This window comes from Mesorhizobium sp. L48C026A00 (assembly GCF_000502375.1).
In the GTDB taxonomy this organism is placed as follows: domain Bacteria; phylum Pseudomonadota; class Alphaproteobacteria; order Rhizobiales; family Rhizobiaceae; genus Mesorhizobium; species Mesorhizobium muleiense.
This window is the reverse complement of sequence record NZ_AYWU01000005.1, coordinates 338,777-354,448: the sequence shown is the minus strand read 5'-3', so window position 1 is coordinate 354,448 and position 15,672 is coordinate 338,777. Positions and strand designations below refer to the sequence as shown.

The 15,672-nt window shown below is 63.4% G+C and carries 11 protein-coding genes; 6 read left to right on the top strand and 5 right to left on the bottom strand.

All coding sequences use genetic code 11. The annotated features are described in order from the left end of the window. Both X738_RS54030 and X738_RS54025 read left to right on the top strand, forming a co-directional pair. Window positions 1–1,072 (top strand): Ppx/GppA phosphatase family protein (locus X738_RS54030; protein WP_023798444.1); only part of this gene is annotated, 1,072 nt, incomplete at its 5' end. 136 nt (window positions 1,073–1,208) lie between these two features. Continuing rightward, window positions 1,209–1,919 carry an RlmE family RNA methyltransferase gene (locus tag X738_RS54025; protein WP_023798443.1) on the top strand — a complete coding sequence of 237 codons (711 nt, stop codon included), beginning with the start codon at window positions 1,209–1,211 and terminating at the stop codon, window positions 1,917–1,919. Between the two features lie 221 nt (window positions 1,920–2,140). Here X738_RS54025 and X738_RS54020 read toward each other — a convergent pair whose 3' ends face one another. After that, entirely contained in the window at window positions 2,141–3,562 is a 1,422-nt protein-coding gene (locus X738_RS54020) for an MFS transporter (RefSeq protein WP_023798442.1), read from the bottom strand. A 377-nt stretch (window positions 3,563–3,939) separates the two neighbouring features. On the opposite strand from X738_RS54020, the gene guaB reads away from it, so the two are divergent. Together guaB and X738_RS54010 are read left to right on the top strand one after the other, a co-directional pair. Further along, window positions 3,940–5,442 carry an IMP dehydrogenase gene (gene guaB, locus X738_RS54015; protein ID WP_023798441.1) on the top strand — a complete coding sequence of 501 codons (1,503 nt, stop codon included), beginning with the start codon at window positions 3,940–3,942 and terminating at the stop codon, window positions 5,440–5,442. A 25-nt stretch (window positions 5,443–5,467) separates the two neighbouring features. Next, window positions 5,468–6,007 carry a hypothetical protein gene (locus X738_RS54010; protein WP_031254642.1) on the top strand — a complete coding sequence of 180 codons (540 nt, stop codon included), beginning with the start codon at window positions 5,468–5,470 and terminating at the stop codon, window positions 6,005–6,007. Window positions 6,008–6,376: 369 nt separating this feature from the next. On the opposite strand, the gene rnd is transcribed toward X738_RS54010, so the two are convergent. From rnd to X738_RS53995, 3 genes are all read right to left on the bottom strand, one after another. Beyond that, a complete protein-coding gene (gene rnd / locus X738_RS54005) occupies window positions 6,377–7,528 on the bottom strand; it encodes a ribonuclease D (protein WP_023798439.1) in 1,152 nt (383 codons plus the stop codon). Between the two features lie 97 nt (window positions 7,529–7,625). Further along, window positions 7,626–8,870, bottom strand: coding sequence for an MFS transporter (locus tag X738_RS54000; RefSeq protein ID WP_023798438.1), 1,245 nt, complete (start codon window positions 8,868–8,870; stop codon window positions 7,626–7,628). Between the two features lie 161 nt (window positions 8,871–9,031). Continuing rightward, window positions 9,032–9,535: a DUF3280 domain-containing protein gene (locus X738_RS53995; protein ID WP_023798437.1), complete on the bottom strand. Its 504-nt coding sequence runs from the start codon at window positions 9,533–9,535 to the stop codon at window positions 9,032–9,034. Between the two features lie 258 nt (window positions 9,536–9,793). On the opposite strand from X738_RS53995, the gene aspS reads away from it, so the two are divergent. Then, a complete protein-coding gene (gene aspS / locus X738_RS53990) occupies window positions 9,794–11,584 on the top strand; it encodes an aspartate--tRNA ligase (protein WP_023798436.1) in 1,791 nt (596 codons plus the stop codon). 243 nt (window positions 11,585–11,827) lie between these two features. On the opposite strand, the gene X738_RS53985 is transcribed toward aspS, so the two are convergent. Then, window positions 11,828–13,018, bottom strand: a complete 1,191-nt coding sequence (locus tag X738_RS53985) for a hypothetical protein (protein WP_023798435.1) — start codon at window positions 13,016–13,018, stop codon at window positions 11,828–11,830. A gap of 251 nt (window positions 13,019–13,269) precedes the next feature. On the opposite strand from X738_RS53985, the gene parC reads away from it, so the two are divergent. After that, window positions 13,270–15,522 carry a DNA topoisomerase IV subunit A gene (parC, locus tag X738_RS53980; RefSeq protein ID WP_023798434.1) on the top strand — a complete coding sequence of 751 codons (2,253 nt, stop codon included), beginning with the start codon at window positions 13,270–13,272 and terminating at the stop codon, window positions 15,520–15,522. The last annotated feature ends 150 nt before the right edge of the window (window positions 15,523–15,672 follow it).

Genomic DNA, 15,672 nt, shown 5'->3' with positions numbered 1-15,672 from the left:
GCCCGCGGCGATCGTCGCGGCCTTGCCGCCAGGCCGGCCGGAGCCGGCTGCTCGCCGCCCGCCGCTGCAGGAACTGCCGGTGTTTGCGGCACTCGATCTTGGCACCAACAATTGCCGGCTGCTGGTGGCGGTGCCGACGCGCCACGGCCAGTTCCGCGTCATCGACGCTTTCTCGCGCATCGTCAGGCTGGGCGAGGGCCTCACCGCCAATGGCCGGCTCGGGCAGCCGGCGATGGACCGTGCGGTCGAGGCGCTGAAGATCTGCGGTGACAAATTGCGCAACCGCAAGATCAGGAAGGCCCGGCTGATCGCCACCGAAGCCTGCCGCACGGCCGCCAACGGCGCCGAGTTCCTCGACCGCGTCGAGCGCGAGGCAGGGTTGAAACTCGAGATCATCGACCGCCAGACCGAGGCGCGGCTGGCGGTGTCGGGCTGCGGCTCGCTGGTCGACCGCGACACGCAAGGCGTCGTCCTGTTCGATATCGGCGGCGGCTCCTCGGAAATCGCGCTGATCGATCTCACCGGCCACCGCTCGCCGAGGCTCGCCAACCACATCGTCTCCTGGACGTCGCTGCCGGTCGGCGTCGTCTCGCTGGCCGAGCGCTTCGGCGGCCGCGCCGTCACCCGTGAGATCTTTGCCGCCATGGTCGAGGATGTGGCTGTGCGCCTGCACGCCTTCGACGGGCGCGACCGGCTGAGCCATGTGCTCGCCAGCCCGAAATTCCACTTGCTCGGCACCTCGGGCACGGTGACGACGCTGGCCGGCGTCCACCTCGACCTCGACCGCTACGACCGCCGCCGCGTCGACGGGCTGTGGATGGATCGCGACAGCGTCGACCGCATGGTCGAAAAACTGGTCGGCTGGGATTTTCAGCAGCGCGTCGCCAATCCTTGCATCGGCGCCGATCGCGCCGATCTGGTGCTGGCCGGCTGCGCCATCCTGGAAGCGATCCGCGCGGTGTGGCCGTCGGAGCGGCTGCGCGTCGCCGACCGCGGCCTGCGCGAGGGCATATTGAGCGAATTGATGGCCGACGACGGTGTCTGGCGCAACAATGGGCGGGGCAGAGCATGATCCCGAAAAGTGGCAGCCGGTTTTCGGAAAAGATCATGCTCAGACCAGAATGCATGATCCCGAACCGCAGGACCGCGTCAGCGAAAAGTGGCAACCGGTTTTCGGAAAATATCATGCTCAAACAAGAAGTCAGGCAATGACCAGGAAACCGGAAAAACCAGGCTCTGCCGGCATTCGCGTGCTGAAGACGCGGATCAAGAAGAAAAGCGGCCTGAAGGAATCGTCGCGCCGCTGGCTGCAGCGCCACATCAACGACCCCTATGTCCAGCGTTCCAAGGCCGACGGCTACCGCTCGCGCGCGGCCTACAAGCTGATCGAGATCGACGACAAGCACCATCTGCTCAAGCCCGGCATGAAAGTCATCGACCTTGGCGCGGCACCCGGCGGCTGGTGCCAGGTCGCCGCCGCGCGCACGAAATCGACGGCCGAACACCCGCATGTCGTCGGCATCGACTATCTGGAAATGGACGCGGTGCCCGGCGCGCCGGTGCTGTTGATGGATTTTCTCGACCCGCAGGCGCCGCAAAAGCTCGCCGAAACGCTCGGCGGCCAACCGGACATCGTTTTGTCCGACATGGCCGCACCCACCACCGGCCATCGCCGGACCGATCACATCCGCACCATGTATCTGTGCGAGGTGGCCGCCGATTTCGCCCTCTCGGTGCTGAAGCCGGGCGGCCATTTCCTCGCCAAGACTTTCCAGGGCGGCGCCGAGAACGAATTGCTCGCCAGGCTCAAGCAGAATTTCCGCTCGGTCCACCACGTCAAACCGCCGGCCTCGCGCGACGAGTCGGTGGAGCTTTATCTGCTGGCGAAGGATTTTAAAGGCGGAAGCGGGGCAGGGTAAAACCGCTCTGTAGCGATCCTTTGCGCCCCCCTCTGTCCTGCCGGACATCTCCCCCACGAGGGGGGAGATTGGCAGCTTCGTCGGCCGCACCTTCTTCCTCAGCGTAGGCGATTGGCGAAAGCCGGGATGACGGCCGATCTCCCCCCAAGTGGGGGAGATGTCCGGCAGGACAGAGGGGGGCGCTGTCCCGCCGGCACCAAAAGGTTCTGCACCGCCCGCCCTCAACCGCCCTGCGGACCAGACACCCCCAGCGTCTTCGGCGCCGTCAGCCCGCCATGTCCCGATACGGCGTTGCCGGCATCGGGCGCCAGCCGCATGAATGACAGCGATGCAGCGGCCGACACCGCCGCGACGATGAAGAACGCGACGTGGAAGTCGCTCAGCGTCAGCGCCCCGCCATGGATTGTCGTCGACACTTCCAGGACGCCGCCGGCCAGCGCCACGCCGAGCGCGATCGACAGTTGCTGGAACACTGCGGCGATCGGCGTTGCCCTGCTGGTGTCGGCGGTCGAAATCTCGGCATAGGCTAGCGCGTTGATGCCGGTGAAGAACATCGAGCGGATGAAGCCGCCGGCGAGCAAGGCGGCGAGGATTAGCAGATATGGCGTCTCGGGCGTCAGCAGGCCGTTGATGGCAATCGACGCCGCCGCGATCAGCGAGCCGAAGATCAGCACGCGGCGGAAGCCGGCGACCCGGAAGATCAGCGCGGTGACGAATTTCATGCCGATGGCGCCGATCGCCGCCACGAAGGTGATCATTCCCGGCTGGAACGGCGTCAGCCCGAAGCCGATCTGGAACATCAGCGGCAAAAGGAAGGGTACGGCGCCGATGCCGATGCGGAACAGCCCGCCGCCGAGGACCGAGGCGCGGAACACCTGGTTGCGGAACAGTTCGAGCGCCAGCAGCGGATTTTTGGCGCGGCGCGCATGCAGGAGGTAAAGCACGGCAGAAACCAGCCCGACAGCCACGGTGAGGAAGCCGGCAATCGGCGGCAAGGCCGGCAGGCTGACCACCGACAGGCCGAAAACGATGCCCGATGCCGCCAGGCCGCTCAGCACGAAGCCGATGAAATCGAGCGGCGGCGTTGGCGCCGCTTCGGTCTCCGGCAGGAAGCGCGTGGCCAGCCAGATGCCGATCAGCCCGATCGGCACATTGATCAGGAAGATCCAGTGCCAGCTGAAATAGGTGGTGATGAAACCGCCGACCGGCGGCCCGACGAGCGGCCCGACCAATGCCGGAACGGTCAGCCACGACATCGCGGCGACGAGCTCGCTCTTCGGCGTGGCGCGCACCAGCACCAGCCGTCCCACCGGCGTCATCATGGCGCCGCCAATGCCTTGCAGGAAGCGTGAGACCACGAAGGCCGGCAGCGAATTCGACACCGCGCAAGCGACCGATCCGACGATGAACACGGCAATCGCGGCGCGAAACACGGTCTTGGCGCCAAAATGATCGGCCATCCAGCCGCTAATCGGAATGAACACCGCCAGCGACACCAGATAGGCGGTCAGCGCCAGCTTGAGCGCCACCGGGCTGGTCTGGAGGTCGACGGCGATCGCCGGCAGCGACGTTGCGATAACGGTCGAATCCATGTTTTCCATGAAAAGGGCGACCGCCAGGATAAGCGGAATGGTGCGGTTCATGGAGCGCGTCCGGATTCGATTGTTGCCGACCGGGCAAGCCGACAGGCAGGGCGGTTACCACGGGTTGCGTTGGATGTCGCCTTAACTTGCTGTCACATTTGAGCGACCTGGCAGCGGGCATGCCCAACAAAACTCCGGAGCAGCGCCGTCGGCGAGGCGGCCGCTTCGGCTTTCGCCAATCACCAGCGGTGAATGCCGGTCGCCATCCGTCACCGCGAAAGGCATCAAGCTGAGTTCGCGGCCCTGTCGTGCACAAGCAATCGGCTTTTCAACGGCGACGGGACGTGTTACGAGCCAGCGCCAATCCTGAAAGGGAAGAAGACGAGTCGGCGCTGTCCATCCGGTCCAGCGCTTTTCATGCATTCCGAGGGCTGGCCATGGCAAAGATTATCGAAACGTCCACGGGCGCATTGGCGCTGACCTTTGACGATGTGCTGCTGCAGCCGGGTCATTCCGAGGTCATGCCCGGCGAAACCGATATCGGCACCCGCATTGCCGGCGACATCGACCTCAACGTGCCGATCCTGTCCGCCGCCATGGATACCGTCACCGAGGCGCGTCTTGCCATCGCCATGGCCCAGGCCGGCGGCATCGGCGTCATCCACCGCAATTTCTCGCCTGCCGAACAGGCCGAGCAGGTGCGGCAAGTCAAAAAATTCGAATCCGGCATGGTGGTGAACCCCGTCACCATCGGCCCCGATGCGACGCTGGCCGACGCCCTGGGGCTGATGCGCAACTACAGCATCTCGGGCATTCCGGTGGTCGAGAATGGCGGCGCTGGCGGGCACACGGTCGGACGGCTGGTCGGCATACTGACCAACCGCGACGTGCGCTTCGCTTCCGACCCGGGCCAGAAAGTCTACGAGTTGATGACCCGTGAGAACCTGATCACAGTCAAGGAAAATGTCGATCAGGACGAGGCCAAGCGGCTCCTGCACCAGCACCGCATCGAAAAGCTGGTCGTGGTCGATAGCGGCGGCAATTGCGTCGGATTGATCACCGTCAAGGACATCGAGAAGTCGCAGCTCAACCCGCACGCCACCAAGGACGTGCAGGGGCGCTTGCGCGCGGCGGCCGCCACCAGCGTCGGCGATGACGGTTTTGAGCGCGCCGAGCGGCTCATCGATGCCGGCGTCGACCTTTTGGTGATCGACACCGCGCATGGTCACTCGCAACGCGTGCTCGATGCGGTGACGCGGGCCAAGAAACTGTCCAATTCGGTCCGCATCCTGGCCGGCAACGTCGCCACTTCAGAAGGCACGCTGGCGCTGATCGATGCCGGCGCCGATGCCGTCAAGGTCGGCATCGGGCCGGGTTCCATCTGCACCACCCGCATCGTCGCCGGCGTCGGCATGCCGCAGCTTTCCGCGATCATGTCGGCGGTCGAGACGGCGCAGAAATCGGGCGTCTCGGTCATCGCCGATGGCGGCATCAAATATTCCGGCGATCTCGCCAAGGCGCTCGCCGCCGGCGCCAGTGCCGCCATGATCGGGTCGCTGCTGGCCGGCACCGACGAGAGCCCGGGCGAAGTCTATCTGCATCAGGGCCGCTCGTTCAAAGCCTATCGCGGCATGGGCTCGGTCGGCGCCATGGCGCGTGGCTCCGCCGACCGCTATTTCCAGGCCGAGGTTCGCGACACGTTGAAACTGGTGCCGGAAGGCATCGAAGGCCAGGTGCCTTACAAAGGACCTGTGTCCGGCGTGCTGCACCAGCTTGCCGGCGGCCTGAAAGCCGCTATGGGTTATGTCGGCGGGCGCGACCTTGCCGATTTCCGCGACCGCGCCACGTTTGTACGCATATCCAACGCCGGACTTCGTGAAAGCCACGCCCATGACGTCACGATCACCCGCGAAAGCCCGAATTACCCCGGCGGAGCCTAACCAGTTCGCACGAAGCCTGACGGCAATGATGCTGCGGCTGTCGCGCCACGCTGCCGCGCTCTGTTTTGTCTGCGCGGGGGTTTTCGTCGCCATGACGGCGATGGAGTTCCTCTATTTCCGCCAGCTGAGCGGCGGCCTGCCGTCGCTCGATTTGCGCTTTGCCGGGTTCACCCCGGACGAGGGCATGGCCTGGCTGACGGCACTCGGGCGTCGCGGCAGCGAGATCATCCTGGTCTGGCATTACCTGACCTTCGACCTGCTATTTCCGGCGCTGCTGTCGCTGACATTGGTCAGCCTGATCCTTGCCGCCGGGCGGCGGCTGAAGAACTTCCGGGCTCTGTCCGCCCAGCTTCAGTCGCTGTTCGCGCTCGTCCTGGTGCTGCCCTACACGCTTGCCGATTATGCGCAGAACATCGCGGTGGCCCGCATGCTCTCCGATTTCCTGTCGGCCAATCCGGACTCGCTGTCCTTCGCCTCTGCGCTGATCGTCATCAAATTCGCGCTTCTGGCGATACCCGTGATCGTCATCGCGGTATTTCACCTGGCCGCTCAGAAACAGCGCTGACTGCCCTTCTCCCCTTTGTGGGAGAAGGTGGCCGAGCCCACGGGTCATGCCTTTGGCAAGCCCGAGGACAGGCTCAACTCGGTCGGATGAGACACATCGCCCGGCGCCGGGCGCCATCGTAGATGAAAGGTGCGCGGGCGCTTTCTCTGATATATCGCTTTGAAATCGAGCCCTTGGCCCAAGCCGCTATCCGATTGAAATGAAACAGAGTTTGAAGTGACATGGCAGGGGTGTTGGAAGGATCGCGGCCATTAAATCGTTAAAATCATTCAATATTTTAACGCGGCGTTTCTTCCAGAACCCCTCATCCGTCTCGGCGCTAACGCGCCGATCCACCTTCTCCACAAGGGGAGAAGGACGTCGCAGACGCTACAAATCGAACAGCGCGATCTTGCGCTTGTCGAACTTGATGGCGAGCTCGCCGCGCACCAGTTTGAGCGCCGCCTCGCCGAACACGGCGCGTCGCCAGCCTTGCAAGGCCGGCACGTCGGCGTCCTCGCCCTCGGCGGCGATGCGGTCGATGTCGTCGCTCGAGGCCAGCACCTTCGAAGCGACGCCCTCCTTTTCGGCGACGATCCGCAACAGCACTTTCAGCAGTTCCGCGGCGGCATTGGAGCCTTCGGGCGGCTGAAAACTCTTCGGCAGCTTCGGCATCTCTTCCCTGGGCAAGGCAAGCGCGCTGTTGACCGCGCCAAGCAGCGCCGTTGCCGTCGCCGAGCGTTCCCAGCCTTTCGGCGTGGTGCGCAGCTTGCCGAGTGCTGCCGCATCGCGCGGCGCCTGCTGCGCCACCTCATAGATGGCGTCGTCCTTGAGCACCCGGCCGCGCGGCACGTCGCGTTCGCGCGCCTCACGCTCGCGCCATGCCGCCACCGCTTGCACGATCGCCAGTTCCTGCGGCTTGCGCAGCCGCATCTTCAGCCGCTTCCAGGCGTCCTCCGGATGCGGATCGTAGGTTTCGCGGGCGGTCAGCACGTCCATCTCCTCGTTCAGCCAGTGGGCGCGGTTTTCCCGCACCAACTCCGCGCTGAGGTGCTGGTAGACCTCGATCAGATGGGTGACGTCGGCAAGCGCGTAGTCGAGCTGTTTTTCGGAAAGCGGCCGGTGGCGCCAGTCGGTGAAACGTGAGGACTTGTCGAGCCGGGCGCCGGTGACCTTCTGGACGAGTTGGTCATAGGAGACGCTGTCGCCGAAGCCGCAAACCATCGCCGCCACCTGAGTGTCGAACACCGGATGCGGCACCAGATCGCCGAGATGAACGATGATTTCGATGTCCTGGCGTGCCGCATGGAAGACTTTGACGACCGCCTCGTTGGCCATCAGCCTGAAGAACGGCTTCAGGTCGATATCGGGTGACAGCGGATCGATCAGCGCTGTCACCCCGGGTGCTGCCATCTGGATCAGGCAGAGAATCGGCCAAAAGGTCGTCTCGCGAATGAATTCGGTGTCGACGGTGACGAAATCCGACTTTTCGAACGCGGCGAGAGCGGTCTCGAGTTCTTTTTGGGTAGTGATGACGTGCATCAAATCGCTTTTGGCAAAGTGTAAGGTCTCCTTCAATTTCAGCCGCGCGGGCTTTCGTCAAGCCGCTGTCCGGGTTTCAAGACCTGGCGGGCCGTCATCATTGCCTGGCAGGCCCGTCGGAATCATCGTTGCGCTTGGCCAGCCGGGCGAACACCGTCGATGTGCGCAAAAGGCCGATGAAACGGCTGCGATGGCCGGCCGGCACGCCCGATCGCACCTGCATCCGGTACAGGATGACCACGACGAAGATGGCGTAGACGGTGGCGGTGAACACGAACAGCGCGCTTGGCCCGAAATACTGCATCGCCGTCGAGGCGGCGAACGGCCCGCCAATGGCGCCGAAGGAATAGAACAGCATCAGCGCCGCGTTGATCAGCACGAACTCGCCCTTGTCGGCGCGGTCGTTCGAGTGCGCCGCCGACAGCGAATAGAGCGGCATGGCGAAGCAGCCGAAGATGAAGACGATCACGAAGTTGAGGGACGGATCGCTGCGCGCCCAGAACACCAGCGCCAGCGACGCCAGCAGCGCGCAGCACGTCGTTATCAGCAGCACCGAACGCCGGTCCCAGCGGTCGGACAGGTAGCCGAGCGGATACTGGATGATGGCGCCGCCGAATATGCCGACGCTGACGAAGGTGACGACGTCGGTGACCGACATGCCGATCTGTTCGGCATAGACCGGCGACAAGGTGCGAAAAGCGCTGTTGGTGACGCCGACGGCAATGCAGCCGAAGCAGCCGAGCGGCGAGATCCGCCAGACGCGGGCGAGGTCGAGCTTGACGTCTTCGGGCGGGGTCGGGTTGGAGCGATCGCCGAGCGACACCGGCACCAGCGAGAGCGTGATCATGATCGACATGACGGCGAAGATGGCGAAACCGCCGGCGCCGACGATCGGGATCAGGAACTGTGCGCCGGTGACCGAACCGATGTCGACCATCCGGTAGATGGCTAGCACCCGCGCGCGGTCCTTGTTGGCGGCCCCGGAATTGAGCCAGGCTTCCATGATGGTGAACAGGCCGGCGAAGCAGAAGCCGCCGGCGAGACGCAACGCGCACCACATGACCGGGTCGACGACCAGCACCAAAAGCAATGTCCCGGCCGAAGCGATCGCCGCCAGCGCGGAAAACGCGCGGACATGGCCGACGGCCTTCATGATGTGGGTGACGGCGAGGCAGCCGAGCAGGAAGCCGGCGAAATAGAACGTCCCCATCAGGCCGATGGTCGAGGCCGAAAACCCCTCCTGCGCCCCGCGCAATGCGATCAAGGTGCTCTGCAGGCCGTTGCCGCCGAGCAGGATGCCGGCGGCAATAAGGAGCGGGATCAGCGGGCGCATGGAGGACATGAAGGAGGGCCTGTCGTTGATCCTTCTTGAACCATCGCCCACGCCAATGCCAGCGGCAATTGCCGGCGGTTAGCAGGCCAGCGCCGGCTATCAACGTATCAGTTTGATTTTAGCTGGGAATCCTTCGCGCTGCCGATGGCGCACTCGGGTGGCTTGCCACCCTACCGAAGAATTCTGTTTTTCATCAGCCATTTGACGGAGCGGGGCCACGCGTAATTCGCACCCATGCGCAGGTCGGTAAACCCCTGCGAAACAGGTTGCCCGGTATCAGCGTCGAGGATGCGAATGAACATCGTATGCTCTGTTCGGCTGACGCGCGTTACGACGCCCAGCAAGGCAAGAGACGCGCCGTGCTCTTTGGCGATCTTGCTTTCACAGCCGCCGCAATTGCGCAATCCGTGCGGCGCCACCGCCTGCTCATCCCCGGCTGGCACATCAAGCACTGTAAAACGCCCTGACTGGGAGAGCATGTCCTTCGCCATTTGTGCCGACTCGGACAGATAGCGCCTATCATGTTCATCCGGCGGAATTATGCCTGCGCCAGCGCTCTTGTCTTCCAATTCGAAAGGAAACACCTCGATGGACATCGGCTTTGTCTGTGCGTGTGCAAATGCGCAGGTGCCGACAAGCAGCATCACCAGGACAGTCAATGTGCGAATGCGCATGGTAGTCCTCCCGCCAATGTGACGGCCATTGTACACGGCTCGGCCACGCTGATCACGATCAGGCGGAGGAAATTCTACACTTTGACTGTGGTGCGGAGTTTTCACACAGCCACGGACGAATGCCGAAGTTCGAATCAAGATGCTGCCCGGGCGACGCCTGCCTTGACAAAGGCGGCCTCTCATGTGCTTTTCGCGCAAATTTTCGGGCCGGGCCATCATGCCTTGGCCGCAATCAGACATCCGGACTTACCCATGACAATGCATCGTTACCGCAGCCATACCTGTGCCCAGTTGAGGAAAAGCGACGTCGGCTCTTCCGTTCGCCTTTCGGGCTGGGTGCATCGCGTACGCGATCATGGCGGCCTGCTGTTCATTGATTTGCGCGACCACTATGGCCTGACGCAGATCGTCGCCGACCCGGATTCGCCGGCTTTCAAGATTGCCGAGACCGTGCGCGGCGAATGGGTCGTCCGCGTCGACGGCGAGGTCAAGGCCCGCCTGGCCGAGACCGCGAACGCCAATTTGCCGACCGGCGAAATCGAGGTTTTCGCGCGCGAGATCGAAGTGCTGTCGGCGGCCAAGGAACTGCCGCTGCCGGTGTTCGGCGAGCCGGACTATCCCGAGGACATCCGTCTCAAATACCGCTTCCTCGATTTGCGCCGCGACACGCTGCACAAGAACATCGTGGCGCGCACGAAGATCATTGCCGAGATGCGCAAGCGCATGGGCGAGGTCGGCTTCACCGAATTCTCGACGCCGATCCTGACCGCGTCGTCGCCCGAAGGCGCGCGTGATTTCCTGGTGCCGTCACGTATCCATCCCGGCACCTTTTACGCGCTGCCGCAGGCGCCGCAGATATACAAGCAATTGATCATGGTGTCGGGCTTCGACCGTTATTTTCAGATCGCGCCTTGCTTCCGCGACGAGGACCCGCGCGCCGACCGCCTGCCGGGCGAATTCTACCAGCTCGATCTGGAAATGAGCTTCGTCGAGCAGGACGACGTTCTGGCAACAATGGAACCGGTGATGCGGGGCGTGTTCGAAACCTTTGCCGCCGGCAAGCCGGTGACGCAGGAGTTTCCGCGCATCGCCTATGACGTCGCCATGCGCAAATACGGCACCGACAAGCCGGACCTGCGCAACCCGATCGAGATGCAGGCTGTCTCCGAACATTTCCGCGAGTCCGGCTTCAAGGTGTTCGCCAACATCCTTGCCAACGACCCGAAGGCCGAGGTCTGGGCCATTCCGGCCAGGACCGGCGGCTCACGCGCTTTCTGCGACCGCATGAATTCCTGGGCGCAAGGCGAAGGCCAGCCGGGTCTCGGCTACATCTTCTGGCGCAAAGAGGGCGAAAAACTCGAAGGCGCCGGTCCGCTCGCCAAGAACATCGGCGAGGAGCGCACCGAGGCAATCCGCCTCCAACTCGGTCTTGCCGATGGCGACGCCGCCTTCTTCGTCGCCGGCGACCCGAAAAAGTTCGTCTCGTTCGCGGGCGCGGCGCGCACCCGCGCCGGCGAGGAGCTGAACCTGGTCGATCGCGACCGTTTCGAACTGTGCTGGATCGTCGACTTTCCCTTCTTCGAATGGAACGAGGACGAGAAAAAGATCGATTTCGCCCACAACCCGTTCTCGATGCCGCAGGGCGGCATCGATGTGCTCAACGGCGAGGATCTGCTCGGCATCAAAGCGTTTCAGTATGACATGGTCTGCAATGGTTTCGAGATCGCGAGCGGAGGCATCCGCAACCATCTGCCGGAAACCATGGTCAAGGCATTCGAGACTGTCGGGCTCAATCGCGAGACGGTCGAGGAGCGCTTCGGCGGCCTCTACCGCGCCTTCCAGTACGGCGCACCGCCGCATGGCGGCATGGCGGCCGGCATCGACCGCGTCGTCATGCTGCTGGTCGGTGCCAGGAACCTTCGTGAAGTGACGATGTTCCCGATGAACCAGCAGGCCTATGATCTGTTGATGAGCGCGCCGTCGGAAGCCAGCCCGCAACAGCTTCGCGAATTGTCGCTGCGCGTCGCAGTGACCAAGAAAGAGGGTTAAAAAACCTCCCGCAACCGACTCTAAACGCTGTCGTTTTGCGCTGCCCTCATCCGCCTGACGGCACCTTCTCCCCGTATAGTGACGGGGAGAAGGACAGATGGCCGCGACGTTGGCACCCGTCTTGCAACGCTGCCAGTTGGCGAAATCATTTGTGACGGTGTCTTTTTCCCCGTCACTATCCGGGGAGAAATGCCCGGCAGGGCAGTGAGGGGCGGCGCTGACGCTCCGAGGCCCCCGCCCCAATCAGTCTTCGTTCGCCTTGACCGTCACGCCAAGCGTCTTCGTCAGGTCCGCCGGGTTGGACATGGCGCCTGCCATGATCAGCGCGAACGGCACCGCTGCCGGCGGCTCGGCCAGGATCTCGATGCTCTGCGGATCGTCGAGATATTTGCCGACCGCAGCCGACACCTGCGCCGTCAATTCCGGATTGTTGAGCTGCGCCATGCCGAAAGGCACGACCGCCTTGGCCTGGTTGGCGACGTCCTTGCCGGACATGCCTTGCTGCTTGCCGACATAGTCCAGCACCTTGTTGGTCAGAGAATCGTCGTCAAAGCGGATCGAAGCGCTGTTGAACGAAAGCTGCTGCAAAACGCCAAGCATGGCCATGCCTTGCGCCGAATTGTCGGCGCCTTCGGGCCGCGCCGCCATCTTCTTCTGCATCTCCTGCAGCGACTTGATGACGTCGAGCGTGTAGCCGCCGAAACCGAAGGTCATGCCGAGCGTTCCGGCATTGTCGACGGAGATGTCGTATTTCGACAGCTCCATCTTGCCGTCCGCAGGCTGCCAGGTGCCCTCCATGGCAAGGTTTCCGGTGATGTTCTGGTAGCCGAGCGCGTTGATCACGTCCTTGGACTTCGGGTCCTCGACCAGCGTCAGGTCGGCATTGAACTTTTCCGTGGTGCCGGAAAACGCCATCGCCTTGCCGTCGGCTGGCGGGGTGATTTCGATGGCGAGCCCGTCCATCGAGAAGGCGGTCTTGTCGGCGACCTTGACCGTCATGTTGTCGAGCTCGGCCGATTCATACATCATCATTGAACCGAGCGGGCCTGTGGCGCCGTCGGCCGGAACCGTCATGTCGTGGATGATGAAGGGGCTGAGGTCGAGCGTGACGCCGTTTTCGCTGTGCTGGAATGCCGAAGTCGAGACGGTTTCGATTTCATAACCGCCATTGGCTTCGGTCACGCCTTCGAGCTTGATGTCGCCGATCTTGAGCGCTTCCTTTTCGGCCGCCGGTTTGAGGGCCACGCCCTGCAGCACCATGCTGGAGGCATCGCCCGTCACCCCGGTCCAGGAGATCTCGACGCCCTGCGCGGCGAGAGCCGCCTTCAGCCGGTCGGCGACCGCCGCATCCTGCGCGAGGGCCGCATTCAGCGGCAGCGTCAGCAGCAAGGTCGAAAAAGCGAGTTTGTTGAGTGTCGAGCGTCTGATCGTCATCGCGGTTCCCTGAGAGTGTGCTGAAGATTTTTCAATTTGTTGCGCCGTCACCCTTCCGTGACGAACTGGACGGGAAAAAGGCGTTCCGCCGCACAATGGTCGAAAACCACGGCGAAAGGCAAATCCGATCCATTGCCATAGAAGCGGGATGTAACCGAGTGATGTTGCTGGCATCCAGTTCGTATTGCGCAAGAGGCTGCCCCATTCAGGCGCCTCTTGCCGCGAATCACCCGCTCGGCTAGTCCCAACCTATGGGAAAAAGGCTTTTGCCGCCTGGCGATGGCGGTGGCGACAACATCGAGCCGGTCGATCTGAAGAAAGCGCTGGAAGAGCGCTATCTCGCCTATGCGCTGTCGACCATCATGCACCGGGCGCTGCCGGATGTGCGCGACGGGCTGAAGCCGGTCCATCGCCGCATCATGCATGCCATGCGGTTGCTCAGGCTCAACCCCGACCAGGGCTTCGCCAAATGCGCCCGCATCGTCGGCGAGGTGATGGGCAAGTTCCATCCGCATGGCGACCAGTCGATCTACGACGCGCTGGTGCGGCTGGCGCAGGATTTTTCGATGCGCTATCCCCTGGTCGACGGCCAGGGCAATTTCGGCAATATCGATGGCGATAACGCTGCCGCCATGCGCTACACCGAAGCGCGCATGACCGACGTGGCGACCGAGCTGCTGTCCGGCATCACCGAGAATGCGGTCGACTACCGACCGACCTACAATGAGGAGGACGAGGAGCCGGTCGTGCTGCCCGGCGCCTTCCCCAACCTGCTCGCCAACGGCTCGTCCGGCATTGCCGTCGGCATGGCGACCTCGATCCCGCCGCACAATGCCGCCGAGCTCTGCGACGCCGCCCTGCATCTGATCGAGCAACCCGATGCGCCGGTGACGACGTTGATGGATTTCGTCCAAGGCCCGGATTTCCCGACCGGCGGCATCATCGTCGACAGCCGCGCCTCGATCCTCGAAGCCTACGAGACCGGTCGCGGTGGTTTCCGCGTCAGGGCGAAATGGAGCCAGGAGGACCAGGGCAGGGGCACCTGGAGCATCGTCGTCACCGAAATCCCCTATGGAGTCCAGAAGGCGCGGCTGATCGAAAAGATCGCCGAGCTGCTGATGGCGCGCAAATTGCCGCTGCTCGAGGACATCCGCGACGAGAGCGCCGAAGACGTCCGCGTCGTGCTGGTGCCGAAGAGCCGTTCGGTCGATCCCGGCATCCTGATGGAATCGCTGTTCAAGCTGACCGAGCTCGAAAGCCGCTTTCCGCTCAACATGAACGTCCTGTCGCGCGGCAAGATACCCAACGTGCTGTCGCTGAAAGGCGTGCTCAAGGAATGGCTGGAGCACCGCCGCGAGGTGCTGATCCGCCGCTCCAGGCATCGCCTCGGCGAGATCGAAAGGCGGCTGGAGATCCTCGCCGGCTATCTGATCGCCTATCTCAACATCGACGAGGTGATCAGGATCATCCGCGAGGAGGACGAGCCCAAGCAAGTGATGATGGCGCGCTGGTCGCTCACCGACAACCAGGCCGAAGCCATCCTCAACATGCGGCTGCGTGCCCTGCGCAAGCTCGAGGAATTCGAGATCCGCAAGGAATTCGACGGTCTCACCACCGAGAAGAAGCAGATCGAGGCGCTGCTCGCGTCCGACGCCCGGCAGTGGTCGATGATCAAGTGGGAGGTCTCCAGCATCCGCGAGAAATTCGGACCGGAAACCGCGCTCGGCAAGCGCCGCACCCAGTTCGCCGACGCACCCGAACATGACCTGACCGACATCGCCCATGCCATGATCGAGCGCGAGCCGGTCACCGTGGTCGTTTCGGAAAAGGGCTGGCTCAGGGCGATGAAAGGTCATCTGACCGACCATTCGTTGCTGACCTTCAAGGAGGGCGACAGCCTCAAGCTGGCCTTCCACGCCCAGACCACCGATAAGGTGCTGGTCTTCACCACCGGCGGCAAGTTCTACACGATCGGCGCCGACCGGCTGCCGGGCGGGCGCGGCCATGGCGAACCGATCCGCATCATCGTCGACATGGACAACGACCAGGACATCGTCACCGCCTTTGCCCATGATCCCAAGCGCAAGCTGCTGTTGGTGTCGCACGACGGTAACGGCTTCATCGTGCCGGAAGAGGAAGTCGTCGCCAACACCCGCAAGGGCAAGCAGGTGATGAATGTCAAGGCGCCCGACGAGGCCCAACGCTGTATGCCGGTCGCCGGTGACCATCTCGCCATCGTCGGCGAGAACCGCAAGATGCTGGTCTTCCCGCTCGCCGAGATCCCTGAAATGGGGCGCGGCAAGGGCGTTCGCCTGCAGAAATACAAGGATGGCGGCGTCCTCGACCTCAAGACCTTCACGCTCGCAAGCGGTCTCTCCTGGCAGGATTCTGCCGACCGCACCTTCATCAAATCACGTGAAGAGCTGGTCGAATGGATCGGCGCCCGAGCCTCGGCTGGACGCATGGTGCCGAAGGGATTCCCGAGGACGGGGAAATTCGGGTAGTTGCTAATCTCCCCCCTAGGGGGGAGATGTCGCCGAAGGCGACAGAGGGGGTCGTCGCGCGTGAAGCTCCAGCCTCCTCTGTTAGGGGCGCGTCTGAACGTTCCGACCCCCTCTGGCCTGCCGGCCATCTCCCCCTCAAGGGGGGAGATT